Origin of the sequence: Methylobacterium sp. WL8, from assembly GCF_008040045.1 — a bacterium.
GTDB classification, from domain to species: domain Bacteria; phylum Pseudomonadota; class Alphaproteobacteria; order Rhizobiales; family Beijerinckiaceae; genus Methylobacterium; species Methylobacterium cerastii.
Genome location: NZ_VRVF01000040.1, coordinates 1 through 20,683 on the forward strand (window position 1 = coordinate 1; position 20,683 = coordinate 20,683).

Here is a 20,683-nt window from a genome sequence, read left to right on the forward strand (position 1 = left end):
ATCAGTCGATGCCGCAGGCTCGCCCGTGATCACGAGGCGACGGCCTCTTCCGCACTCGCCTTCTTCGTCCTGGCAGCAGCCATGATCCTCGTCAGACGCCTGGCACGAGCGTTATGAAACGGGGTCTCAGACGTACATCGCGATGGCGGATTGCAGCATCTCGTTGACGGTGCCGATGACCTTGGTGTTGGACGTATAGGCCTGCTGGGTCTCGATCATCTTTGAGAACTGATCCGAGATGCTCGCGTTCGACTGCTCGACCGAGCCGGCGGTGACGGTCGCGCCGTTCAGGCCGAAGCTCGGCGCCCCGGTGCTCGCGGTCGCCACGAAGGCGCCGCCGTCGAGCGAGGCGAGGGTGTCCCGCGCGCCGAACTGGGCCAGGGTCAGGGTTCCGAGCGCCTGGGTGCTGCCATCCGACAGGGTGCTGGTGAGGGCGCCGGCGGGCGAGACCGACAGGCTGGAGAGCGCGCTCGTGCCGGTGGGCGGCATCTGGACCGGCGCACCCTTCGAGGATCCGGCGAACAAGTAATACCCGGTCCCGTTGACGAGATACCCGCTGGCATCCGGCGCGAAGTCGCCGCGCCGGGTATAAGCGAGGTCCGACCCGAAGCTCGGCGTCGATGCCGTCCCGAGATTCTGCCGGACGATGAAGTAGCCGTCGCCGCCGATGGCGAGGTTCGTCGCGATGCCGGTCGATCCCACCGTGCCCTGAAGCCCGAGGTTCGACCGCGTGCTGATCGCGACGCCGCCGGCGGGCTGCGTGCCGGCCTCGGTCTGTGCGAGCATGTCGGCGAAGCTCGTATCCGTGTTCTTGAAGCCGGCCGTTGTGCTGTTGGCGATGTTCCCGGAAATGTTGTTCAGCGCGAAGGATTGCGCCGATGTGCCGGTGATGGCGTTCGAGAGCGCATCCATCAGGCTCATCGTAGATCTCCTTCAGGGAACGGCCGCGCCCGATAAGAACACCGACGTCGGCGTGCCGACCGACCGCTCCCGAGCCAACCCTGATTAGAGATTTTATCGTTAATACACGGTGTGTAACGAATTATATCTGATGAATCCATGATGCCGCCCTAGAAACGAAACTCGACATCTTGGAAATATTCAGACACAAAAATATCGGCGGCGACGATACTTCCACACGACGCTCAGGCCTACTCCCATTCCATTCGCGTCACGGCCACGCCGGTCAGCGCCGCGACGATGCGTTCGCGCTCGGCCCGGCTCGGGGCGATGCGCGCGCGTGCCGCCGCCAGCACGGCGGGCGAAGCGGTTTCGGGCGTGCCGGCGTCGAAGGGCGGGGCGGGAGCGTATTCGTGCCCGAGCTGGATCGCCTCGGCGCGCTCACGGCCGACGAGTTCGGCTGCGAGCGTCAGGGCGAAGTCGAGGCCGGCGGTGACGCCGCCGCCGGTCACGAAGCGTCCGTCGCGCACCACGCGCTCGCGCACCGGGATCGCTCCGAAGGCGGACAGCAGATCGTGCGCGGCCCAATGGGTCGTCGCCCGGACGCCGTGAAGCAGGCCCGCGGCTCCGAGCACCATCGCGCCCGTGCAGACCGACGTGACGTAGCGCGCGCCTTCGGCCTGTCGGCGCACGAAAGCGAGGGCCGTGTCGTCCACCATCAACGCGTTCACGCCGACGCCTCCGGGCACGCAGAGCACGTCGAGGGCCGGACAATCGGCGAAGGTCGTGGTCGGCGTCAGGATCAGCCCGGTCGCGCTGCGCACCGGCGCAAGGCTCGCGGCGACGAGGTGAACCTCCGCGCCGGGCACGCCGACGAAGACCTCGTAGGGCGCCGTCAGGTCCAGCTGCTGAACGCCGGGGAAGGCGAGCAATCCGATCTGAAAGGGCATCCAGCGCTCACCTCGGCGGCTCGGCAAGTCGGCCGAATCCGCAGACCCGATCCTATCACCGCGATCGCACCGTGACAAAACAGCATCTTGTGCGCTGCAACATACCTGCCGTGCGCAGGCGCGCCTTGCTGCCAAGCTCGCCGAAGGCCAAGCACAAGTCTCTGTAGAACTTGGCCTTTCGAGAATCATATGTCCGACCGCCTGCATCCCCGGCCCGCTGCCGCGACCGATCCTGCCATCAGCCGCCGCAAGCTGCTGGAGTTCTTCTCTGCCAGCCCGATCCTCGCCTCGGGGGCGGTCGGCGCGCTCGCCACGCTGCTCGAATCAGGCGCCTCGGGGGCGCTCGCCCAGAGCTACGACGTGCTGCGGCAGGCGCCGGTGATGAACGGCGACCTGATCGCCGCGCCGGCCCAGGCGCTCAACGTGTTCGACTTCGAGATGGTAGCCAAGAAGGAGCTGCCGCCGGCCCATTACGGCTACCTCGCCAGCGGCGTCGACGGCGACGAAACCCTGAAGGCGAACCGCGACGGGTTCGAGCACATCCGCATCCGCGCCCGCCGGCTGATCGACGTGCGCAAGATCGACACGAGCGTGAAGATCTTCGGCGAGACCTGGGCGAGCCCGATTGCGCTGGCGCCGGTGAGCAGCCAGGGCGCGTTCCACCCGGACGCCGAGCTGGCGGTGGCGCGGGCCGCCCGGGTGAAGGGCCACCCGATGATCCTGTCGACGGTGGGGTCGTCGGCGATCGAGGACGTGATCAAGGAGCGCGGCGCCCCGGTCTGGTTCATGCTCTACCCCACCGACGACTGGGCGGTGACCGAGGCGCTGGTGAAGCGCGCGGAGAAGGCCGGCGCGCCGGCCATCGTGCTGACGGTGGACCGCCAGGGCGGGCGCAACACCGAGACCCTGTTCCGCGAGCGCCGCACCGACACCCGCACCTGCACCGATTGCCACACGCCCGGCTTCAAGAACGAGGTGAGCCGCAAGCCGATGTTCGACGGGATCGACGTCGATCGCGTGACCAACCTCTACGGGACCGGCATGACCTGGGACTACGTGCGGCGCCTGCGCGGCATCGTGAAGGGCAAGCTCGTGCTCAAGGGCATCGTCACCAAGGAGGACGCGAAGACGGCCCTCGACCACGGCGTCGACGCGCTGATCGTGTCGAACCACGGGGGCCGGGCCGAGGAGAGCCTGCAATCGACCATCGGCGTGCTGCCGGAGGTCGTGGCGGCGGTGAACGGCCGGGTGCCGGTGCTGATCGACGGCGGCTTCCGCCGCGGCACCGACGTGCTCAAGGCGCTGGCGCTGGGCGCCACCGCCGTCTGCGTCGGCCGCCCCTACGTCTGGGGCTTGGCCGCCTTCGGCCAGCCCGGCGTCGAGGCGGTCCTCAACATCCTGCAACGCGAGTTCGAGACGATCATGCGCCAGGCCGGCGCCACCAAGATCGCCGAGATCACCGCCGCCAGCGTCGACCGGGCGTAGCCCGCATCCTGTGACCGGCCCCACGGCTTTGGCGGCGGGGCCGGCATTTGACAATCCCGCCCGCATCATCGACACCGCCGCCCGTCTGGGCATCGACCGAACGACGAGGCCGGTTGCCGGTTCCGGAGCCGCGCATGACCGCCTTCTCGGCTTATCCCCTCCCGTCCGCACGGCGCCCATGACCCCCAGCGAAGCCGCGGGGCGACCCGTCCTTGCCGCGCGGCCCGGCCCCGGCTTCGCGTTCGGCGACTTCCTCCTGAACACCGTGTCGGCGAGCCATGCGCGGGCCTGCGCGTGGCTCCTCGCGCTCTGCCTCGTCTGCTTCCTGCCCGGCCAGATCTCGCTGCAGCCGATGGACCGGGACGAGCCGCGCTTCGCCCAGGCCTCGAAGCAGATGCTCGAGACCGGCGACGGCGTCGACATCCGCTTCCAGGGCGAGGCCCGCCACAAGAAGCCGGTGGGCATCTACTGGGCGCAGGCCGCCGCGGTGGCGGCGGGCGAAGCGCTCGGCGTGCCCGAGGCGCGGACCGCGATCGCGCTCTACCGCATCCCCTCGCTGCTCGGCGCGACCGCCGCCGCGCTGCTGGCCTATTGGGCGGCGCTCGCCTTCCTCGCCCGCCGCGGCGCCTTCCTCGCCAGCGCCCTGTTCGGCGCCTGCTTGATGCTCGCGGCCGAAGCGCACCTCGCCAAGACCGACGCGCTGCTGACCGCGTGCTCGGTCGCCTCGCTCGGCACGCTCGCCCGCGCCTGGCTCGGCCGGTCCGGCCCCGGGCCCTCGACCGCAGGCCGGCTCGCGTTCTGGCTCGGGCTGGCCCTCGGCATCCTGGTGAAGGGCCCGATGGTGCCGCTGTTCGTCGGCCTGCCGATGCTGGCGCTGTCGTGGAAGGCGCGCTCCGGCCGCTGGATCCTGTCGCTGCGCCCGTGGTCCGGCCTCGCGATCGTCGCCCTCATCGTCGCGCCGTGGTTCCTGGCGATCGCCTGGCGCAGCGGCGGCGCCTTCTTCACCGAAGCCGTCGGCCACGACATGCTGGCCAAGGTCGGCAGCGCCAAGGAGAAGCACTGGGCGCCGCCGGGCACCTACGCGCTGGTGTTCTTCGCGACCTTCTGGCCCGGCGCCGCCTTCGCCGCCCTGGCGATCCCGTTCGCGTGGCGCCGCCGCGGGGACGATGCCGTCGCCTTCCTGCTGGCGTCGATCGTCCCGGCTTGGGCGATGTTCGAGGCGGTGCCGACCAAGCTCCCGCACTACGTCCTGCCGCTGATGCCGATGGTGGCGACCCTCGCCGTGCTGGCGCTGCGCGCCGGCGCCCTCGATCCGACGCGGCGCGGCGCGCGCGCGGTGGCGCTGCTCGTGCCGGCGATTCCCGTCGGGTTGACGATCGGCCTCGTCGCGGTCGCGTGGCGCCTCGATCGGGTGCTGCCCGTGCTGTCGCTGCCGCTGCTCGGAACCGCCTGTGCGCTGGCCTGCGCCGCCTGGATGGCCTACGCGCGGGGCGGCCCGGAGCGGGCGATGGTGTTCGCGATCCTCTCCGCCTGCCTGCTCTCGCCCGCGGTGCTCGGGCTGGCGCAGACCGAGATCCCGGCGCTGAAGGTCTCGAATCGGCTCGCCGCGATCGGCGACGCGCTGCCGTGCCGGCCGCAGGTCGCAAGCCTCGGCTACCGCGAGCCGAGTCTGGTGTTCCTGATCGGAACGGACCTCGCCACCCCGAACACCGGCGCCGACGCGCTGGCCTTCCTCAACGCCGGCGGCTGCCGCCTGGTCTTCGTCGAGCAGCGCTCGGCCGCCGACTTCGCCGACGCGTGGCCCGTCGGCGGCGCCGGGCCGAAGGCGGTCGGGCAGGTATCGGGCTTCAACATCAACGCCGGCCGCCGGGTCGACCTCACCGCCTATGCGGTGACGCCCGCGGCTCAGACGGTGGCCCCATGAACCCGACCTCCCCCCGCCTCAGCATCGTGGTGCCGGTGAAGAACGAGGCCGGCAACATCGCGGGCCTCGTCGCCGAGATCGAGGCCGCCTGCGCAGGCTTGGCGCCGTTCGAGCTGATCTACGTCGACGACGGCTCCACCGACGCGACGCCGGCCGCGCTCGAGGCCGCGCGGCAGGGCCGCCCGTGGCTGCGCGTGCTGCGCCACGCCCGCAGCGGCGGCCAGTCGGCTGCCGTGCGCAGCGGCGTCTCGGCGGCGGCCGGCCCGATCGTCGCGACGCTCGACGGCGACGGCCAGAACGACCCGGCCTTCATCCCCGTCCTGGTGGCGGCGCTCGAGCAGGCGGGCGAGGGAGCCGGCCTCGCTCAAGGGCAGCGCAAGGGCCGCAAGGACGGGCGCTTCAAGATGATCCAATCCCGCATCGCCAACGGCGTGCGGGGCAAGATCCTCAACGATTCCACCCGCGACACCGGCTGCGGCCTCAAGGTCTTCCGCCGCGCGGTCTACCTGCGCCTGCCGTACTTCGACGCCCTGCACCGGTTCATGCCGGCGCTCGTGGTCCGCGAGGGCTTCGCCATCGTGCACCGCGACGTGGTCGACCGGCCGCGCTTCACCGGCGTGTCGAATTACGGGCTGTTCGACCGGCTCTGGGTCGGCCTGCTCGATCTCGCCGGCGTCTGGTGGCTGATCCGCCGCAAGCGGCCGACGCCCGCCGTCACCGAGGTCCGGACCTGATGCTGATCCAGTTGGCGAAAGACCTGCCGGACTACTTCTACGACGTGTTCGTGACCCGGTTCGACTTCTGGCTGGTCTTCGGCATCGTCGCGCAGCTCGTGTTCGGGTCGCGCTTCATCCTGCAATGGATCGCGAGCGAGCGGGCGGGCCGGAGCGTGATCCCGCTCTCGTTCTGGTTCCTGTCGATCGCCGGCGGGATCATGACCCTGGTCTACGGCTTCGTGCGCCGCGAGCCGGTGATCATCATCGGCCAAGGCCTCTCGACCGGGATCTACCTGCGCAACCTCGCCCTGATCTTCCGCAACCGGCGCGCGGCCGAGACCAAGGCCGGCTGAGCGGGCGCTCCGCTCGAGCCGACCGGTCCCGGGGACCGCTGTGCGATCAGCGCCGCAGGGACGACGGTCGCGGCAGCGTCCACAGGTCGTCGTGGGCGTCGGAGAACCGGGCGAGATGGCGGTCGGCGTAGAGGCAGAGAAAGCCGAGGGCACAGGGCAGCCCGAACAGCATGGCCATCATCCACGGCATATCGTCGACGTCTCTCTGAGAGCGGAAGCCGCGCGACGCTTGCCGACGCGATGCCGATTCGTAACAAATGATAGGGGTGCGTCAAGGCACGCTAGGACACGCCGCCTAGTTTTTCCGGTTCGGCGTTGCGCGCGCAACGCGGCGACGCCGCGCTTGATCCGGCGCTGCGCCCGTGTTTCGTCTCGACCCGTCCAACCCCCACGCCGCCCGGAGCCCGATGCCACAGGACGATGCCCGCGACCCGCTCCCGGCGTTCCACGCCGACCTGGACGCGGCCTTCGCCGAGCTGTGGCGGCTGCTGGCGGACGGAGTCGCACACGGGCGGAGCGCGTTCCACACGCCGAGCGTCGCGACACTGGACCGTACAGGGCGGCCGCGCAGCCGCACGGTGGTGCTGCGGCAGGCCGACGCCGCCACCGGCATCCTGCGCTTCCACTGCGACCGCCGCTCGGACAAGGCCGCCGAGGTCGCCGCCGGGCGGCATTGCGCCCTCCACGCCTACGATCGCGCCGCCAAGGTCCAGATCCGGATCGAGGGCAGCGCCCACGTCCACCTCGACGACGCCGTGGCCGACGCGGCCTGGGACGGCTCGCGGCCGATGAGCCGGGTCTGCTACGGCATCGCGCCCGCGCCCGGCACCGCGATCGAGGCCGGCGGCGGCTACGCGCTGCCCGACGAAACGGAAGCGCCGCCCGGCCGCCCGAACTTCGCCGCCGTGCTCGTCCGCGCCGAAGCCCTCGACTTCCTCTACCTCGACCGCCGCGGCCACCGCCGCGCCGGCTGGCGGCGCGAAGGGGAGGGGTGGCAGGGCGAATGGCGGGTACCGTGAGGCCGCCTCAGCCCGCTGCCCGCAACCGCGAGAACCCCGCGTCGAGGTCTGCCTTCAGGTCGGCGACGTCCTCGAGCCCGATGTGGAAGCGCAGGGCCGGGCCGCCGGGCGCCCACTGCGTCGCCGTGCGGTAGGGCTTGCAGTCGAAGGGGATCACGAGGCTCTCGAAGCCGCCCCAGGAGAAGCCCATCCCGAACAGCTCCAGGCCGTCGAGCATCGCGGCAAGGGCCGTCTCCGAGACCGGCTTGAGGATGACGCCGAACAGTCCCGACGCGCCGGAGAAGTCGCGTGTCCAGATCGCGTGGCCGGGATCCTCTGGCAGACCCGGATGGAGGACGCGCAGCACCTCCGGCCGCGCCTGGAGCCACCGCGCCATCTCGAGGCCGGCGCGGCCGTGCTCGCGCAGCCGCAGGCTCATCGTGCGCAGGCCGCGGAGCGCCAGGAACATGTCCTCGGGGCCGGCGCAGGGGGCGATCTGGTCGAAGGTCCGCCGCACCGCCGGGAAATGCGTGGCGTTGGCCGAGGTCAGGCCCAGCAGCAGGTCGGAGCCGCCGCTGAGGTACTTGGTCCCGGCCTCGACGGCGATGTCGACGCCGCGCTCGTGGGGCGGGAACAGCAGCGGCGTCGCCCAGGTGTTGTCCATGATGACGGTGCCGCCGCGGGCGTGGACCGCCTCGGCGATCGCCGGCACGTCCTGCATCTCGAAGCTCTGCGAGCCCGGCGCCTCGACGAGCACCGCCTTGGTGTTGTCGCGCATCAGGCCCGCGATGCCGGCGCCGACCAGCGGGTCGTAATAGGTCGTCTCGACGCCGAAGCGGGCGAGCAGCCCGTCGCAGAAGATCCGGGTCGGGCGGTAGGCGGAATCGGCGACGAGCAGGTGGTCGCCGGCCGAGACCGAGGCCATCAGCGCGACGGAAAGCGCGCACAGGCCCGAGGGCGTCGCCACCGTGCCGGCCGCGCCCGCCAACGCGGTCCACGCGTCGGTGAGCGCGTCCATCGTCGGCGTGCCGCTGGTGCCGTAATTGTAGCGCCCGCGCCGGTGCACGATGTCGTCGTAGGTCGGGTACAGCACGGTGGAGCCGCGATAGATCGGCGTGTTGACGAACCCGTGCTGCGCCGACGGATCGCGCCCAGCATGGACGAGGCGCGTCGCGACCCCGAACGACTCGGCGGTCTTGGACGAAGGCTTGGACATGGTCGCCATGGGTTCGGGCTGCGATCGGGCGACGAAGCCCGGCAACCCGGCGGAGGTCAAGCGCCCGACTCGGCAGCCCCCCGGCAAGCTCCTTCGTAAGCCCCTTCGCAAGCCTCTTGGTCAACCGGCGTCCGTGACGGTGGCTTCCTCGTAGGCCTGCAGCCAGGCGGTGCGTTCCTCCGAGCCCTCGGCGTAGGGGCAGTCGTCGATCGGCTTGCCGTAGAGGCGGGCGTTGCGGCCCTGGATGAACGGGCTGTCGCTGGCGGTGGCCTGGGCGTTCGCTTCGGGTTTCATGCGATCTCCTGTCGAGTGTCCCTTCGTTAACGGCCTTGGGCCATCCTCGGCTCCGTCGTCGTTCGCGTTGTCGGAACCCGTCGCTTGCGTATCCTGCGTCTCCTCGCCGCCGGCGTCTCGGCCGGCGCCTCGATCCTCGTGATCGGGTTCGTCTGCGCCGACCGGCTGGCCCACACGGCGCCGAGCCCGGTCGCCCGCATCGTCCTGCCCGAACCGTCGGCGACCGGATCGATCCCGGTGCAGCCCAAACCCGTCGCGGCCGTGAAGCCCGCGCCGGCGAAGATCCCGAACGGGTTCGACACCGAGCGCCTGAACGCCCTGATGCGCGGCGACCCGATCCTGCCCTCGAAGCGCTGACGGCGCGGATGGCTGGCCTGCGCCGCCGGACGTGACGCCCGCCGCCGGCACAGGGTAAGGCTCCGGGGCAGGTCCGCAGCGGATGCCGGCGGACGCGATCGGGACGGACACCGTGGGCCTCGTCTACGCGCTCGGCGCCTATCTGAGCTGGGGCCTCGTCGTCCCGGTCCATTTCCGTCTGCTCTCGGGCTTCTCTCCGAGCCACATCCTGTCGGTTCGCATCCTGTGGTCGTGCCTGTTCGCGATCCTGCTGGTGCTGCTGTGGCGCAACCGGGTACGCACGCCCTTCCCGCTGCGGCCGCGGCACGCGCTGCTCTTCGCCTCGGCCGGGCTGATCGGCGTGAACTGGCTCCTCTACCTGCAAGCGGTGAACAGCGGCCACCTGCTCGATGCAAGCCTCGGCTACTACATCAACCCGCTGGTCAGCGTGGCGCTCGGCGCGCTCGTCCTGCGCGAGCGGCTGCGCCCGCTGCAACTGGTCGCCGTGGGCGTCGCCGCGGCCGGAGTCGGCATCGCCGTGGTGCTCGCCGGCACGCTGCCCCTGGTGGCGCTCGAACTCGCGATCAGCTTCGCCCTCTACGGGCTGGTGCGGAAGGTGGTGGGCGTCGACCCGGCGGTGGGGTTCCTGGCCGAGACCCTGATCCTGACGCCGGCGGCGCTCGCCTGGGCGCTGTCCTCGCCCGAGCCCGTGCTGCCGTCCGACCCGCGGGACTTCGCGCTGCTGGCGCTGACCGGGGTGACGACGGCGCTGCCGCTGATCTGGTTCGCGGCCGCCGCCGAGCGCCTGCGCCTCGCGACCCTCGGCCTGATGCAGTACATCGCGCCGACCTGCCTGCTGGCCTTGAGCGTCCTCGCCTACGGCGAGCACGTGGCACCGCACGCGATCCCGATGTTCGGGCTGATCTGGCTGGCGCTGGCGCTCTACGCCTTCGACCTGCTCCGCGCCGGGCGGGCGGCCCGGGAGCGCGCACCCGGCGAAACCGCCGCGCCGACCCCGCGCGCGATGCGTGTATAACGCGGCCGCGCCCGGCCTTTGCCACGGGAAGCCAGTCCGAGTGTTGCGATGCGTGATCCCGCCGAGCCCGCCACGGTCACCCAGGCCGACTACGAGAACCTCGCCGAGGCGCTGCCGCAGCTCGCCTGGATCGCCACCGCCACGGGCGACATCGTCTGGTATAACCGGCGCTGGTACGACTACACCGGCACGACCCTCGAGACGATGCGCGGCTGGGGCTGGCGTGCGGTCCATCATCCCGACCACGTCGAGGCGGTGACCGAACGCTTCCGCACCGCGATCACCGCGGGCGCGGCATGGGAGGACACCTTCCCCCTGCGCGGCCGGGACGGGAGCTTCCGCTGGTTCCTGTCGCAGGCGATGCCGCACCGGGACGCGGACGGCCGCATCCTGCGCTGGTACGGCACCAACACAGACATCACCCACAAGCAGGAGGCCGAGGACCGGCTGCTGCAATCCGAGGAGCGGTTCCGGGCGCTGGTCGACGCCTCCACCGCCGTCATCTGGAACACCGACGCGGCCGGCGCCCTGCTACCGCCGCAGCCGCGCTGGAGCGCCTATACCGGCCAGTCCGAAGAGGCGTTCCAGGGCTGGGGCTGGATCGACGCGGTCCACCCCGACGACCGGGCGCATGCCGCCGAGGTCTGGGCGGGCTGCATCGAGGCGCGCACGCCCTACGCCGTCGAGTATCGCCTGCGCCGGCACGACGGGCAGTGGCGCGACATGGAGGTGCGCGGCGTGCCGGTGCTGGCCGCCGACGGCGCGTTGCGCGAATGGGTCGGCTCCAACGCCGACGTCACCGAGCGGAAGGAAGCGGAGGCCGAGGTCGAGCGGGCGCGCCAGGCGGCGGAGGCCGCCAACCTCGCCAAGAGCCAGTTCATCGCCAACATGAGCCACGAGCTGCGCACCCCGCTCTCGGCGGTGATCGGCTACTCGGAGATGCTCGGCGAAGAGCTCGAGGATATCGGCCAGGCCGCCCTCCTGCCCGACCTGCGCAAGATCGAGGCGGCGGCCCGCCACCTGCTCTCGCTCATCAACGACGTGCTCGATATCTCGAAGATCGAGGCCGGGCGCATGACCGCCTCGGGCGAAACCTTCGCGGTCGCCGACCTGATCTCGGACGTCTCCGACGCCACCGGCTCGCTCGTCGAGAAGAAGGGCAACCGCTTCGTCCTCGATCTCGCCGACGACCTCGGCACGATGCACCAGGACCAGACCAAGATCCGCCAGTGCCTGCTCAACCTGATCGGCAACGCGGCGAAGTTCACCGAGGGCGGCACGATCACCCTCACGGTCGCACGCCATCGCGAGGCCGGAGCCGACTGGTTCGGATTCTCGGTGACCGACACCGGGATCGGGCTCACCGAGGAGCAGATCGGGCGCCTGTTCGAGCGCTTCGCCCAGGCCGACGAGTCGACCACGCGCCAGTTCGGCGGCACCGGCCTCGGGCTGGCCATCACACGCGCCTTCTGCCGCACCATGGGCGGCGACATCGGCGTGACCAGCGTGCCGGGGGAGGGCTCGACCTTCTCGCTGCGGCTGCCGGCGACGCTCGCGGTGGAGGACGAGGCGCAGGTCGCCGCCGAGCTCGCGATCCCCACCCCGGTGTCCACGCACGAGGAGCACGACGCGGTGCTGCTCGTGGACGACGACCCGGCGGCCCGCGAGCTGCTGCAGCGCTTCCTCGAACGCGAGGGCTTTCGCGTGCGTACCGCCAGCGACGGGCGCGCCGGGCTGACCCTGGCGCGGGCCCTGAAGCCGCGGGCGATCCTGCTCGACGTCGAGATGCCGCGCATGGACGGCTGGGCGGTGCTTCACGCCGTCCGCAACGATCCCGAGCTCGCCGGCATCCCCGTGATCATGACCTCGGTGGTGGCCGAGCAGGGCCTCGGCCAGGCGCTCGGCGCCACCGACTACTTCGTCAAGCCGATCGACTGGGACCGGCTGAAGGGCCTGATGGACCGCTACCGGCCGGAGGGCGTCGAGGCCCGGGTCCTCGTCGTCGACGACGACGCCGACGCCCGCGAGCGCCTGCGCCGGACCCTGGTCCGCGACGGCTGGGGCGTCGACGAGGCCGAGAACGGCCGGGTGGCGTTGGAGCATTTCGAGGCGCAGCGCCCGAACCTGATCCTCCTCGACCTGATGATGCCGGAGATGGACGGGTTCGGGTTCCTCCGGGCGCTGCGGGCGCGGCCGGACGGCGACGTGCCGGTGGTGGTGCTCACCGCCAAGGAGATCACCGACGCCGAACGCCAGAGCCTCCAGGCCCAGGCCGACCGGGTGATCGAGAAGGGCTCCTTGAGCCTCGCCGAGATCGGGCGCCAGCTGCGCGTGCTCTACGCCCGCGAGGCCTCGGCGCCGTTGCCGCAGGGCATGCAGGGGCTGCTCGACGCGCTCGCCGCGCGGGAAGGGTAAAGGGCGCGCGACCATCGGCGCAGGTAGCCCGGCGGGAACCTTCCTCCGGTCCCGCCCCTTGCATTCCCGGCACGCGCTCCGGAAGGCGTGGCCGAGGAGCGCGCCATGAACGCCATCGTCGTCGTCGCCCTGATCTGCGCCTCGTCGGTCCAGGTCCAGGATTGCAGCCGGGAGAACGCCCTCGACGTGGTGACCGGCCCGGCCCACACCCTGCAGGAATGCCTGATCCAGGGTCCCGTGCTGGCTGCCAACGCCGGCCTCGGCAACGCCAAGGACAGCTACGTGAAGACGCGGTGCGAGCCGCGGCGCTAGGAGTCGGACGCAGATGAGCGACGCCGTCGATCCCGAACGGGCCGTGATGATCCGGCTGCGCGCCCGCCTCGCGGTGGTCGAGCGTGCGGCGTGGTTCGGGATGGTCCACGCGATGCGGACCCGGCCCGACGAGGTCGAGGCCTACATCGCGGGCGAGCGCGAAAAATGCGCCGCCGGGTTCGCCGGCCCGAAATGGGCGCGCGACCTCACCGACGCCGAGCGCGCCATGCTCGGCTCCGAGGTCGATGCCGGACTCGCCCAGCTGCTGCAGGACGCCCGCGACGAAGTTTGAGGCTCGCGCTCGCCCTGTTCGGCGTCTAGCCTCGGGTTCCGCCCGCGCCGAACCGGTCCCGCCAAGCCGGAGGGAGGCCGGGCGTCCCGATCCCGTCGAGGCCGGCGGCTGAGAACACGCCGATCGCGATCGCGCGGGCCAGCACCTGTGCCGCCATGTCGCCGAGCCGCGCGAGGTCGCCGACCGGGTCCGCGAGCGGCACCGCCCCCGTCGCGACCGCAAAGACGACATCGCCGTCGAGCGGCGTGTGCACCGGGTGGATCGCCCGTGCGAGGCCGACCTGCGCCGCCACCGCGAGGCGTTTGCACTGCGCCTTGGTCAGCGCCGCATTTGTGGCGACCACCGCCAGCGTCGTCGCGGCGCCGGGAAGGGTGCGGACGGGGAAATCGAGGGCGCCCTCCGGCATCGCGGCGGGCCAGCCGAGGCCGCCGAACTCGGCCCCCCGCTCGAACGGCGCCGCCCAGAAATGCGGGCCGTCACCCACCGTCACCCGGCCGAAGGCGTTCACCGCAGCCAGCGCGCCGACCCGGAAGCCCGTGCCGGGGATGTCGGCCGAGGCCGAGCCGAGGCCGCCCTTCAGGTTGGCCGTGCGGGCGCCGGTGCCGGCCCCGACCGAGCCGAGCGCGACGTCCTCGGAGGCCGCTTGCGCCGCCAGGTAGCCGAGTTCGCGATAGGGCGGATAGCGCCCCCACGCCTTGTCGCCGCCGTTGAGGAGGTCGAACAGGATCGCGCCCGGCACGATCGGCACCCGCATCCCGCCGACGGGAAAGCCGCGCCCGGTCTCGGCGAGCCGCGCGACGACGCCCGCGGCGGCGTCGAGCCCGAAGGCCGAGCCGCCCGACAGCACAATGGCGTCGACGCCCTCCACGGTGCGCTCGGGATCGAGAAGGTCGGTCTCGCGGGTGCCCGGCCCGCCGCCGCGGACGTCCACGGACGCCGTGAACGGCCGGTCGAACATCAGCGCGGTGACGCCGCTGGCGATCCGTGCGTCCGCGGCGTGCCCGACCCGGATGCCGGCGATGTCGGTAATGGCGTTGCGCATGGGCCTGAGCATGCCACGAACGCGGCGGCGCCGCACGGCTTGAGCGGGGAGGCGGGCGGGTGCAGGATCGGCCTCATGCCGCAGGATTTCGTCATCCGCCCCGTCGCCCGCGCCGACCACGCGCAGTGGCTGCCGCTCTGGGAAGGCTACAACCTGTTCTACGAGCGCGTCGGCCCGGCGGCGATCCCGCCCGCGGTGACGCAGGCCAACTGGGACAGATTCTTCGACGCCGACGAGCCGATGCACGCCCTGGTCGCCGAGCGCGCCGGACGGCTGATCGGCCTGACGCACTACCTCTATCACCGCACCACCACGGCCATCGCGCCGTTCTGCTACCTGCAGGACCTGTTCACGACGGAGGAGGCGCGCGGAAGCGGGGCCGGACGTGCGTTGATCGAGGCCGTCTACGCGGACGCCCGCCGCGCCGGCTCGCCGCGGGTCTACTGGCAGACCCACGAGACCAACGCGACGGCGATGCGGCTCTACGATCAGGTCGGCGACCGGTCGGGCTTCGTGGTCTACCGCAAGCCGCTCTGACCCTGTGGCCGCGACCCCACGCCTGTGGATGCGCGGCGTCTCCGCCGCATCCAGGGATGCGCTCGCGTGTTAGTGGGGGCCTTCGGAATTTCCCGTGGCGAGCAACCGGAGCGGCGATGGCGTTCGGCATCGAGATGGGGCTCGGGCTCGACGGGCAGGGCATCGGCCAGCCGGCCCGCCTCGACCTGGAGGAGCTCCTCGCCACCCGCCTGCTGGTCCAGGGTAATTCCGGCTCGGGCAAGTCGCACCTGCTGCGCCGCCTGCTGGAGCAGAGCGCCGGCCATGTGCAGCAGGTGGTGATCGACCCCGAGGGCGACTTCGTCACCCTCGCCGAGGCGCACGGCCACCTCGTCGTCGACGGAAGCCACGGCGAAGGCGACTTGCAGGCGATCGCAGCCCGCGTGCGCGCCCACCGCGTGTCGGTGGTGCTCGACCTCGAGAGCCTCGACATGGAGGCGCAGATGCGCGCGGCCGCCGCCTTCCTCGGCGGGCTGTTCGAGGCCGAGCGGGCGCATTGGTACCCCTGCCTCGTCGTCGTCGACGAGGCGCAGATCTTCGCGCCGGCGGCCGCCGGCGACGTCTCCGACGAGGCGCGCAAGATCGCGCTCGGCGCGATGACCAACCTGATGTGCCGCGGGCGCAAGCGGGGCTTGGCCGGCATCATCGCGACGCAGCGCCTGGCCAAACTCGCCAAGAACGTCGCGGCCGAGGCCACCAACTTCCTGATGGGCCGCACCTTCCTCGACATCGACATGGCGCGCGCCGCCGACCTCCTCGGCCTCGACCGGCGCGGCGCCGAGCGCTTCCGCGACCTGGCGCGGGGCGAGTTCGTGGCGCTCGGGCCTGCCCTCAGCCGCCGGCCGCTCGCGCTTCGGATCGGACCGGTGACCACCTCGTCGCGGGCGGCCTCGCCAACCTTGATCCCGCTGCCCCAGGCGGCGGATGCGGACCTGCGCGCCCAGATCCTGGCGCCGGCCGAGGCCGGCTTCGCCTACCCGACGCGGGCCTCGCGCGCGCCGGCCACGCCCCGCGTCAGCCCCGCCGACCTGATGCGCGAGCTGGCCGCCCACCGGCCCGAGCCGGCGACCGCCCCGCCTGTCCTCGACGAGGCCGAGAACCGCGCCGGCTGCGACGCGATCCTGCGCGGGCTCGTCGCAGAGCCCGAGGCCGGGCGCCAATCCGTCGCCGTGGTCTACCAGGACTTCCTTGTCCGCTGCCGGATGCGCGGGCTCGACGGCGAGCGCGTCGGCCTCCAGGCGTTCCGCCGGTCTCTGAGCGTGGCGCGGGCCGGAATCGACGCGGCGGCGCCCGCCGCGACGGACGGAGACGCGCGCTGGACCCAGGCGCAGGACGCCGCCGCCGGCATGCCGGAGGAGGTCCAGGGCCTGTTCCTGCTGCTGGCGCGGGCGGCGCTCGCGGGCGAGCCGTGCCCGGGCGATGCGGCGCTGGCCCGGGCCATCGGCAGCCGCTCGCCCGGCCGCGCCCGGCGCCTGCTCGGCTACATGGAGAGCCGCAACGCCATCGTCTGCCGCGTGGATTTCTCGAAGAACCGCATCGTCGCCCTGCCGGCACTCGGCTGCGAAACGGCGCCGGGCGACCCGAAGGCGGACGTGGCGGAGGCCGCGCCACCGGAGCAATCCGAAGCGGGGGCCGGATGGGGATTGTTCGCCGCGGAGTGAGGCGTCCCGCGCGGGAGGTCAGGCGGCGCTGAGCCGCATCAGCTCCGCGATCAGGGGCTCCGCCGAGGCCGCGACGCTCAAGCCATCGGTGGCCAGGGTCAAGTCGGGGGCGAGCGGCGCCTCGTAAGGCGCGGAGATCCCGGTGAAATTCGGGATCGCGCCGGTACGCGCCCGGTCGTACAACCCCTTCGGGTCGCGGGCCTCGCAGACCGCCAGCGACGTGTCGATGAAGACCTCCAGGAACGGGATGTCGCCGGCGATCTGCCGCGCCGTCTCGCGCTCGGCGCGGAAGGGCGAGATCAGCGAGACGATCACCACCAGCCCCGCCTCGGCCATCAGCCGCGCGGTCTCGGCCGCCCGCCGGATGTTCTCGACGCGATCCGACGCGGTGAAGCCGAGGTCGCGGTTGAGACCGTGGCGCAGGTTGTCGCCGTCCAGCACCATCGCGTGCCGGCCCGCCTCGGTGAGCGCCCGATCGACAGCGTTGGCGATGCTCGACTTGCCCGCGCCCGACAGCCCGGTGAACCAGGCGATGGCCGGGCGCTGGTTCAGGCTGCGCCAGCGCGTCTCGTGGGGCTGGAGCGTCTGCCAGGTCAGGTTGTCGGATCGCCGGGTGGGGTCGGCGGCGTGCTTCGACGGATCGGGCAACGGCGGGGCTCCTTGAGCCTGCTCACGCGTCCTCCCGCCCCCTCCGGGATCCGCTCGGCTGATTCTTAGCCGGAACCGGGCTGTAACGGAACCCGTCGATCACGCGTCCGTGAGCACCGCCTCAGGCGCGGGCGCGGCCTTGGGGATCGCCCTCGGCCGGCCCTCGTCGTCGATGGCCACGAAAGTGAAGGTCGCCGAAGTCACCTTCTCGCGAAGCTGCGTCCGGAACCGCCGGGCCCAGGCCTCGACCTCGATCTTCATCGAGGTCCGTCCGACATGCCCGATGCGGGTGTAGACGCAGAGCACGTCGCCGATCCGCACCGGGCGGATGAAGGTCATCGCGTCGAGCGCGACGGTGACGACGCGGCCTTCGGCCCGGTCGACGCCGGCGATACCGCCGGCCTGGTCCATCTGCGACAGCACCCAGCCGCCGAAGATGTCGCCGTTGGCGTTGGTGTCGGCCGGCATTGCGATGGTGCGGACCGTCAGGTCGCCCTTCGGTTCCTCGGCGCTGTCCCGGTCCATGCGATCCTCGTCCTTGGCGCTAGGCGCGGCGCCGATTATGCGCGAACGCGGCGGCGTCGAAAGGGGTCAGGGCATCAGGCCGGAGAGTTTCAGGCCGGCCGCCAGAAAGACGGCGACGGCGCAGACGACGCATTCCAGCGGAATCGATTGCCAGAGGTCGCGCGCGACCACCTCGCGCGTGGCGATATCGTCCATGGGGCGTTCCTCCCGGGCGGACCGATCTGATGCCGGCCGTCCCGAAGCGGCGAGCCTACACCAGATCGACGGCCGACGCAGCCCGCTTCCATAGACGACAAAAAACCCGGCGGCCCCATGGGCCGCCGGGTTCTGGACTTCGGTACGGAATGATCTTGCGATCAGTAGAAGAAGCGGCGACGCGGGCCGTAGAAGCGGCGGCCGTAATACGGGCGGCGGTAGAACGGACGCGGGCCGTAGAAGCGGCGGCCGTAATACGGACGACGGTAGAACGGGCGCGGCCCGAAGCGGCGGCGGTAGAAGTATTGCGCCTTCTCGGCAACGGCCGGGGCGGCCTCGGTCTGGAGCGCAAGGCCGGGACCGACCGGGGCGGCGGATGCACCCTGCGGGGCGGCGGCGGCGAAGCCCAGCACCAGCAGGGCGGCCAGCAGGAATTTCCTCATGGCGATCTCAATTCTTTCAAGGACGGGAGACGGACGAGCGCGGATGGAGCCCGAGCCGCTAGAACGCACGAACTGCGGAAAGCGTTTCGTCGCCGCCGCGGCGTTTCCGCCGGGATCAGGCGATCTGCGTCGTCATGTCGACGACCGGTACGGTGCCGCTCTGGCGCACCAGCGCGATACCGTGTTCGCAATCCTCGCGGCGGACGTAGCCCTCGCCCGAATCGGCGACGACGTTGCCGTTCTGGGCCCGCAGGCGCCAGCGCCAATGGCCCGGCGCATCGCGGTAGAGTTCGAATCGCATCGGGGCTGCTCCTATCTCGATGCCGTCGAGATGGGGCGCGACGTCGTGCCCGGCAATGCTCCCGTGCAGCCGGAGGCGACGCGTGCCGGCGCCGAGACGAAGAAGGCCGCCCCGGAGTTCCGGGGCGGCCTTCTTCAGTTGGTCGCGAAGAAGCGGGACGCCTCAGGAGCGCGGGCTGCGGTCGAGCCAGCCGATGGCGCGGCCCTCGTTGCCGCCGTTGCCACCGCCGCCGCCGCGCGGGCGGTTGCCGGTGGGCTGGCGCGGACGGTCGCCGGCGGCGCGCTCGGGGCGCGGGCCGTTGCTCGGGCGCTCGCCCTGCGGGCGGGCGTTGCGGGTGTCGGGTTGGCGGGCGCCGTCGGGACGGCCCGGACCGCGGCCGGGCTCGGCCCCGCGGTTGCCGCCGAACGGGCGACCCTGGCCCGGACGGGCGCCGGGGCGCTGGCCCGGGCGGCCGCCGCCGGGGCGCTGGCCGCGGGTGTCGGGCCGGCGCTCCTCGGCCTGGGCGATCTCGGCCGCCTCCTGGCGCGTGGGCGGGGTGAAGCCCTCGGGGAAGGCGCCGACGGGGATGCGCTGGCGGGTGATGCGCTCGATGTCGCGCAGGTACGCCTTCTCCTCGTCGTTGCAGAACGAGATCGCGAGCCCGTCGGCGCCGGCGCGCGCGGTGCGGCCGATGCGGTGGACGTAGCTCTCGGGCACGTTCGGCAGGTCGAAGTTGACGACGTGGCTCACCGCCTCGACGTCGATGCCGCGGGCGGCGATGTCGGTCGCCACCAGAACCCGGCACTGCCCGTCCTTGAAGGCGGCCAGCGCGCGCTCGCGCTGCGGCTGGGACTTGTTGCCGTGGATGGCGGAGGCTGCGATGCCGACCTTGTCGAGGCCGCGCACGACGCGGTCGGCGCCGTGCTTGGTCCGGGTGAAGACCAGTACGCGCTCGATCTTGGGATCGCGCAGGATGTGGGCGAGCAGCGCCTGCTTGGCGCCGGTATGGGCGAAGATCACCTGCTGCTCGACGCGCTCGGCGGTGGTGGCCACCGGCGTGACGGCGACCTGGACCGGGTCGCGCAGGTACTGGTCGGCGAGGCCGGCGATGTTCTTCGGCATGGTGGCCGAGAAGAAAAGGCTCTGGCGCTTGGCCGGCAGCATCTTCACGATGCGCTTGAGCGCGTGGATGAAGCCGAGGTCGAGCATCTGGTCGGCCTCGTCGAGGACGAGGATCTCGACGCCCTCCAGCGTCAGCGAGCGGCGATCGACGAGGTCGATCAGCCGGCCCGGGGTGGCGACGAGGATGTCGACGCCCGGCGCCAGCGCCCGCTCCTGGCGGCCGATGGTGACGCCGCCGAACACGACGGTGTTGGTCAGCGGCAGGTGCTTCCCGTAGTCGGAGAAGCTCTCGGCGATCTGGTTGGCGAGCTCGCGGGTCGGCGAAAGCACCAGCACGCGGCAGCCGCGACGCGGCGCATGGCGCTTCTCGAGGCTGAGGCGGTGCAGGATCGGCAGCGCGAAGGCGGCGGTCTTGCCGGTGCCCGTCTGGGCGATGCCGCAGAGGTCGCGGCCTTCCATCGCCGGGCGGATCGCCTGCGACTGGATCGGGGTGGGGGTGTGGTAGCCGGCCTCTTCGAGCGCCTTCAGCACGGGCTGGGCGAGGCCGAAATCTGTGAACTGGGTCAAGGTATGACTTCTCAGGCAGCCGGATCGCGGATACGGGCCCGGCTCAAGTCGAGCGGCGCCGCGAAGTACCGTTGAGGTGCGATCCGTAGAGCAGGAGGCAGCCCGCGTGATGGGGCGGCCCGGGTGCATGCACGTTATGAAGAGAGGGGCCGGACATTCGGAGAGGCGCGATCCGCGCCGTCCCTCGTATCCGTCACGCAGCCCTCTCAAGCGGACCCATCTGTCGGCCGCTGACGCTGCCCGTTGGCTATGCGCCTTCGCAGTTGCGAAGTCAACGGCCGGTCGACCGTCGCGGCGATGCGGGATGGACGCCACGGCACGACCGGTGCAGCGTCCGCCCATGCGACCCCGCACACCGTCCCGAGTCGTCCCGCGATGGAGCGGATTAGCCCCATCCCGGGATCGCGGCGCAGCGCGC

At 71.8% G+C, this 20,683-nt stretch carries 24 protein-coding genes and 1 pseudogene; 13 read left to right on the top strand and 12 right to left on the bottom strand.

Features of this window, described 5'->3' with window-relative positions:
* Positions 1 to 117 (top strand): annotated as a pseudogene (locus FV234_RS15185) (IS5/IS1182 family transposase); the annotation flags it as partial.
* Positions 118 to 126: 9 nt separating this feature from the next.
* Here the strand turns inward: FV234_RS15185 and FV234_RS15190 are convergent.
* On the bottom strand, positions 127 to 921 hold the full coding sequence (locus FV234_RS15190; protein ID WP_147830186.1) for a flagellar hook basal-body protein: 795 nt from the start codon (positions 919 to 921) through the stop codon (positions 127 to 129).
* Positions 922 to 1,151: 230 nt separating this feature from the next.
* The gene (locus tag FV234_RS15195) at positions 1,152 to 1,850 is read right to left on the bottom strand and encodes a DJ-1/PfpI family protein (protein ID WP_147830188.1); all 699 of its coding nucleotides are present in this window, start codon (positions 1,848 to 1,850) and stop codon (positions 1,152 to 1,154) included.
* Between the two features lie 189 nt (positions 1,851 to 2,039).
* On the opposite strand from FV234_RS15195, the gene FV234_RS15200 reads away from it, so the two are divergent.
* From FV234_RS15200 to FV234_RS15215, 4 genes are all read left to right on the top strand, one after another.
* Positions 2,040 to 3,335, top strand: coding sequence for an alpha-hydroxy acid oxidase (locus FV234_RS15200; protein ID WP_147752035.1), 1,296 nt, complete (start codon positions 2,040 to 2,042; stop codon positions 3,333 to 3,335).
* A 178-nt stretch (positions 3,336 to 3,513) separates the two neighbouring features.
* On the top strand, positions 3,514 to 5,259 hold the full coding sequence (locus tag FV234_RS15205) for a glycosyltransferase family 39 protein (protein WP_147830190.1): 1,746 nt from the start codon (positions 3,514 to 3,516) through the stop codon (positions 5,257 to 5,259).
* Positions 5,256 to 5,993 carry a glycosyltransferase family 2 protein gene (locus FV234_RS15210; RefSeq protein WP_147830192.1) on the top strand — a complete coding sequence of 246 codons (738 nt, stop codon included), beginning with the start codon at positions 5,256 to 5,258 and terminating at the stop codon, positions 5,991 to 5,993. Before FV234_RS15205 ends, FV234_RS15210 begins: the two co-directional genes overlap by 4 nt.
* Complete coding sequence (locus FV234_RS15215) at positions 5,993 to 6,328, top strand: lipid-A-disaccharide synthase N-terminal domain-containing protein (RefSeq protein WP_147762798.1); 336 nt, start codon at positions 5,993 to 5,995, stop codon at positions 6,326 to 6,328. Before FV234_RS15210 ends, FV234_RS15215 begins: the two co-directional genes overlap by 1 nt.
* 46 nt (positions 6,329 to 6,374) lie before the next feature.
* Here FV234_RS15215 and FV234_RS26510 read toward each other — a convergent pair whose 3' ends face one another.
* Positions 6,375 to 6,518, bottom strand: coding sequence for a hypothetical protein (locus tag FV234_RS26510; RefSeq protein ID WP_210250911.1), 144 nt, complete (start codon positions 6,516 to 6,518; stop codon positions 6,375 to 6,377).
* Positions 6,519 to 6,735: 217 nt separating this feature from the next.
* Here FV234_RS26510 and FV234_RS15220 point away from each other — a divergent pair, with 217 nt between their 5' ends.
* Complete coding sequence (locus tag FV234_RS15220; RefSeq protein WP_147762797.1) at positions 6,736 to 7,347, top strand: pyridoxamine 5'-phosphate oxidase family protein; 612 nt, start codon at positions 6,736 to 6,738, stop codon at positions 7,345 to 7,347.
* 7 nt (positions 7,348 to 7,354) lie between these two features.
* Here FV234_RS15220 and metC read toward each other — a convergent pair whose 3' ends face one another.
* The gene (metC, locus tag FV234_RS15225) at positions 7,355 to 8,542 is read right to left on the bottom strand and encodes a cystathionine beta-lyase (RefSeq protein ID WP_147762796.1); all 1,188 of its coding nucleotides are present in this window, start codon (positions 8,540 to 8,542) and stop codon (positions 7,355 to 7,357) included.
* Between the two features lie 120 nt (positions 8,543 to 8,662).
* A complete protein-coding gene (locus FV234_RS26245) occupies positions 8,663 to 8,836 on the bottom strand; it encodes an Rmf/CrpP family protein (RefSeq protein WP_187273697.1) in 174 nt (57 codons plus the stop codon).
* A gap of 84 nt (positions 8,837 to 8,920) precedes the next feature.
* Between FV234_RS26245 and FV234_RS15230 the strand changes: the two genes are divergently transcribed.
* From FV234_RS15230 to FV234_RS15250, 5 genes are all read left to right on the top strand, one after another.
* The gene (locus FV234_RS15230; RefSeq protein ID WP_147752030.1) at positions 8,921 to 9,193 is read left to right on the top strand and encodes a hypothetical protein; all 273 of its coding nucleotides are present in this window, start codon (positions 8,921 to 8,923) and stop codon (positions 9,191 to 9,193) included.
* Between the two features lie 112 nt (positions 9,194 to 9,305).
* Positions 9,306 to 10,208, top strand: coding sequence for an EamA family transporter RarD (gene rarD / locus FV234_RS15235; protein ID WP_147765132.1), 903 nt, complete (start codon positions 9,306 to 9,308; stop codon positions 10,206 to 10,208).
* A gap of 48 nt (positions 10,209 to 10,256) precedes the next feature.
* The gene (locus FV234_RS15240) at positions 10,257 to 12,623 is read left to right on the top strand and encodes a PAS domain-containing hybrid sensor histidine kinase/response regulator (RefSeq protein ID WP_147752029.1); all 2,367 of its coding nucleotides are present in this window, start codon (positions 10,257 to 10,259) and stop codon (positions 12,621 to 12,623) included.
* A gap of 105 nt (positions 12,624 to 12,728) precedes the next feature.
* Positions 12,729 to 12,935, top strand: a complete 207-nt coding sequence (locus tag FV234_RS15245) for a hypothetical protein (RefSeq protein ID WP_147752028.1) — start codon at positions 12,729 to 12,731, stop codon at positions 12,933 to 12,935.
* Positions 12,936 to 12,948: 13 nt separating this feature from the next.
* Positions 12,949 to 13,227 carry a hypothetical protein gene (locus FV234_RS15250; RefSeq protein WP_147752027.1) on the top strand — a complete coding sequence of 93 codons (279 nt, stop codon included), beginning with the start codon at positions 12,949 to 12,951 and terminating at the stop codon, positions 13,225 to 13,227.
* Between the two features lie 25 nt (positions 13,228 to 13,252).
* On the opposite strand, the gene FV234_RS15255 is transcribed toward FV234_RS15250, so the two are convergent.
* The gene (locus FV234_RS15255) at positions 13,253 to 14,281 is read right to left on the bottom strand and encodes a P1 family peptidase (RefSeq protein WP_147830194.1); all 1,029 of its coding nucleotides are present in this window, start codon (positions 14,279 to 14,281) and stop codon (positions 13,253 to 13,255) included.
* 63 nt (positions 14,282 to 14,344) lie between these two features.
* Here FV234_RS15255 and FV234_RS15260 point away from each other — a divergent pair, with 63 nt between their 5' ends.
* Both FV234_RS15260 and FV234_RS15265 read left to right on the top strand, forming a co-directional pair.
* Positions 14,345 to 14,806, top strand: coding sequence for a GNAT family N-acetyltransferase (locus FV234_RS15260; protein ID WP_147752025.1), 462 nt, complete (start codon positions 14,345 to 14,347; stop codon positions 14,804 to 14,806).
* A gap of 116 nt (positions 14,807 to 14,922) precedes the next feature.
* A complete protein-coding gene (locus FV234_RS15265) occupies positions 14,923 to 16,485 on the top strand; it encodes an ATP-binding protein (protein ID WP_147765130.1) in 1,563 nt (520 codons plus the stop codon).
* Between the two features lie 18 nt (positions 16,486 to 16,503).
* Here FV234_RS15265 and cysC read toward each other — a convergent pair whose 3' ends face one another.
* The 6 genes from cysC to FV234_RS15290 all read right to left on the bottom strand — a co-directional run bounded on the left by cysC (position 16,504) and on the right by FV234_RS15290 (position 20,265).
* Positions 16,504 to 17,133 (bottom strand): adenylyl-sulfate kinase, encoded by a 630-nt coding sequence (cysC, locus tag FV234_RS15270; protein WP_147830196.1) that lies wholly within the window; start codon positions 17,131 to 17,133, stop codon positions 16,504 to 16,506.
* A gap of 99 nt (positions 17,134 to 17,232) precedes the next feature.
* Entirely contained in the window at positions 17,233 to 17,658 is a 426-nt protein-coding gene (locus tag FV234_RS15275; RefSeq protein ID WP_147754715.1) for an acyl-CoA thioesterase, read from the bottom strand.
* A 66-nt stretch (positions 17,659 to 17,724) separates the two neighbouring features.
* Positions 17,725 to 17,853, bottom strand: coding sequence for a hypothetical protein (locus FV234_RS26945; RefSeq protein WP_281406758.1), 129 nt, complete (start codon positions 17,851 to 17,853; stop codon positions 17,725 to 17,727).
* Positions 17,854 to 18,014: 161 nt separating this feature from the next.
* Positions 18,015 to 18,296, bottom strand: a complete 282-nt coding sequence (locus FV234_RS15280; protein WP_147729335.1) for a hypothetical protein — start codon at positions 18,294 to 18,296, stop codon at positions 18,015 to 18,017.
* Positions 18,297 to 18,411: 115 nt separating this feature from the next.
* Complete coding sequence (locus FV234_RS15285) at positions 18,412 to 18,597, bottom strand: DUF1508 domain-containing protein (RefSeq protein WP_147754714.1); 186 nt, start codon at positions 18,595 to 18,597, stop codon at positions 18,412 to 18,414.
* 162 nt (positions 18,598 to 18,759) lie between these two features.
* Complete coding sequence (locus FV234_RS15290) at positions 18,760 to 20,265, bottom strand: DEAD/DEAH box helicase (RefSeq protein WP_147830198.1); 1,506 nt, start codon at positions 20,263 to 20,265, stop codon at positions 18,760 to 18,762.
* Positions 20,266 to 20,683 lie beyond the last annotated feature (418 nt).

Coding starts and splice junctions, on each gene's coding strand:
- FV234_RS15190 (WP_147830186.1), bottom strand. CDS start 921: ATGAGCCTGATGGATGCGCTCTCGAACGCCATCACCGGCACATCGGCG.
- FV234_RS15195 (WP_147830188.1), bottom strand. CDS start 1,850: ATGCCCTTTCAGATCGGATTGCTCGCCTTCCCCGGCGTTCAGCAGCTG.
- FV234_RS15200 (WP_147752035.1), top strand. CDS start 2,040: ATGTCCGACCGCCTGCATCCCCGGCCCGCTGCCGCGACCGATCCTGCC.
- FV234_RS15205 (WP_147830190.1), top strand. CDS start 3,514: ATGACCCCCAGCGAAGCCGCGGGGCGACCCGTCCTTGCCGCGCGGCCC.
- FV234_RS15210 (WP_147830192.1), top strand. CDS start 5,256: ATGAACCCGACCTCCCCCCGCCTCAGCATCGTGGTGCCGGTGAAGAAC.
- FV234_RS15215 (WP_147762798.1), top strand. CDS start 5,993: ATGCTGATCCAGTTGGCGAAAGACCTGCCGGACTACTTCTACGACGTG.
- FV234_RS26510 (WP_210250911.1), bottom strand. CDS start 6,518: ATGCCGTGGATGATGGCCATGCTGTTCGGGCTGCCCTGTGCCCTCGGC.
- FV234_RS15220 (WP_147762797.1), top strand. CDS start 6,736: ATGCCACAGGACGATGCCCGCGACCCGCTCCCGGCGTTCCACGCCGAC.
- metC (WP_147762796.1), bottom strand. CDS start 8,542: ATGTCCAAGCCTTCGTCCAAGACCGCCGAGTCGTTCGGGGTCGCGACG.
- FV234_RS26245 (WP_187273697.1), bottom strand. CDS start 8,836: ATGAAACCCGAAGCGAACGCCCAGGCCACCGCCAGCGACAGCCCGTTC.
- FV234_RS15240 (WP_147752029.1), top strand. CDS start 10,257: ATGCGTGATCCCGCCGAGCCCGCCACGGTCACCCAGGCCGACTACGAG.
- FV234_RS15245 (WP_147752028.1), top strand. CDS start 12,729: ATGAACGCCATCGTCGTCGTCGCCCTGATCTGCGCCTCGTCGGTCCAG.
- FV234_RS15250 (WP_147752027.1), top strand. CDS start 12,949: ATGAGCGACGCCGTCGATCCCGAACGGGCCGTGATGATCCGGCTGCGC.
- FV234_RS15255 (WP_147830194.1), bottom strand. CDS start 14,281: ATGCTCAGGCCCATGCGCAACGCCATTACCGACATCGCCGGCATCCGG.
- FV234_RS15260 (WP_147752025.1), top strand. CDS start 14,345: ATGCCGCAGGATTTCGTCATCCGCCCCGTCGCCCGCGCCGACCACGCG.
- FV234_RS15265 (WP_147765130.1), top strand. CDS start 14,923: ATGGCGTTCGGCATCGAGATGGGGCTCGGGCTCGACGGGCAGGGCATC.
- FV234_RS15275 (WP_147754715.1), bottom strand. CDS start 17,658: ATGGACCGGGACAGCGCCGAGGAACCGAAGGGCGACCTGACGGTCCGC.
- FV234_RS26945 (WP_281406758.1), bottom strand. CDS start 17,853: ATGGACGATATCGCCACGCGCGAGGTGGTCGCGCGCGACCTCTGGCAA.
- FV234_RS15280 (WP_147729335.1), bottom strand. CDS start 18,296: ATGAGGAAATTCCTGCTGGCCGCCCTGCTGGTGCTGGGCTTCGCCGCC.
- FV234_RS15285 (WP_147754714.1), bottom strand. CDS start 18,597: ATGCGATTCGAACTCTACCGCGATGCGCCGGGCCATTGGCGCTGGCGC.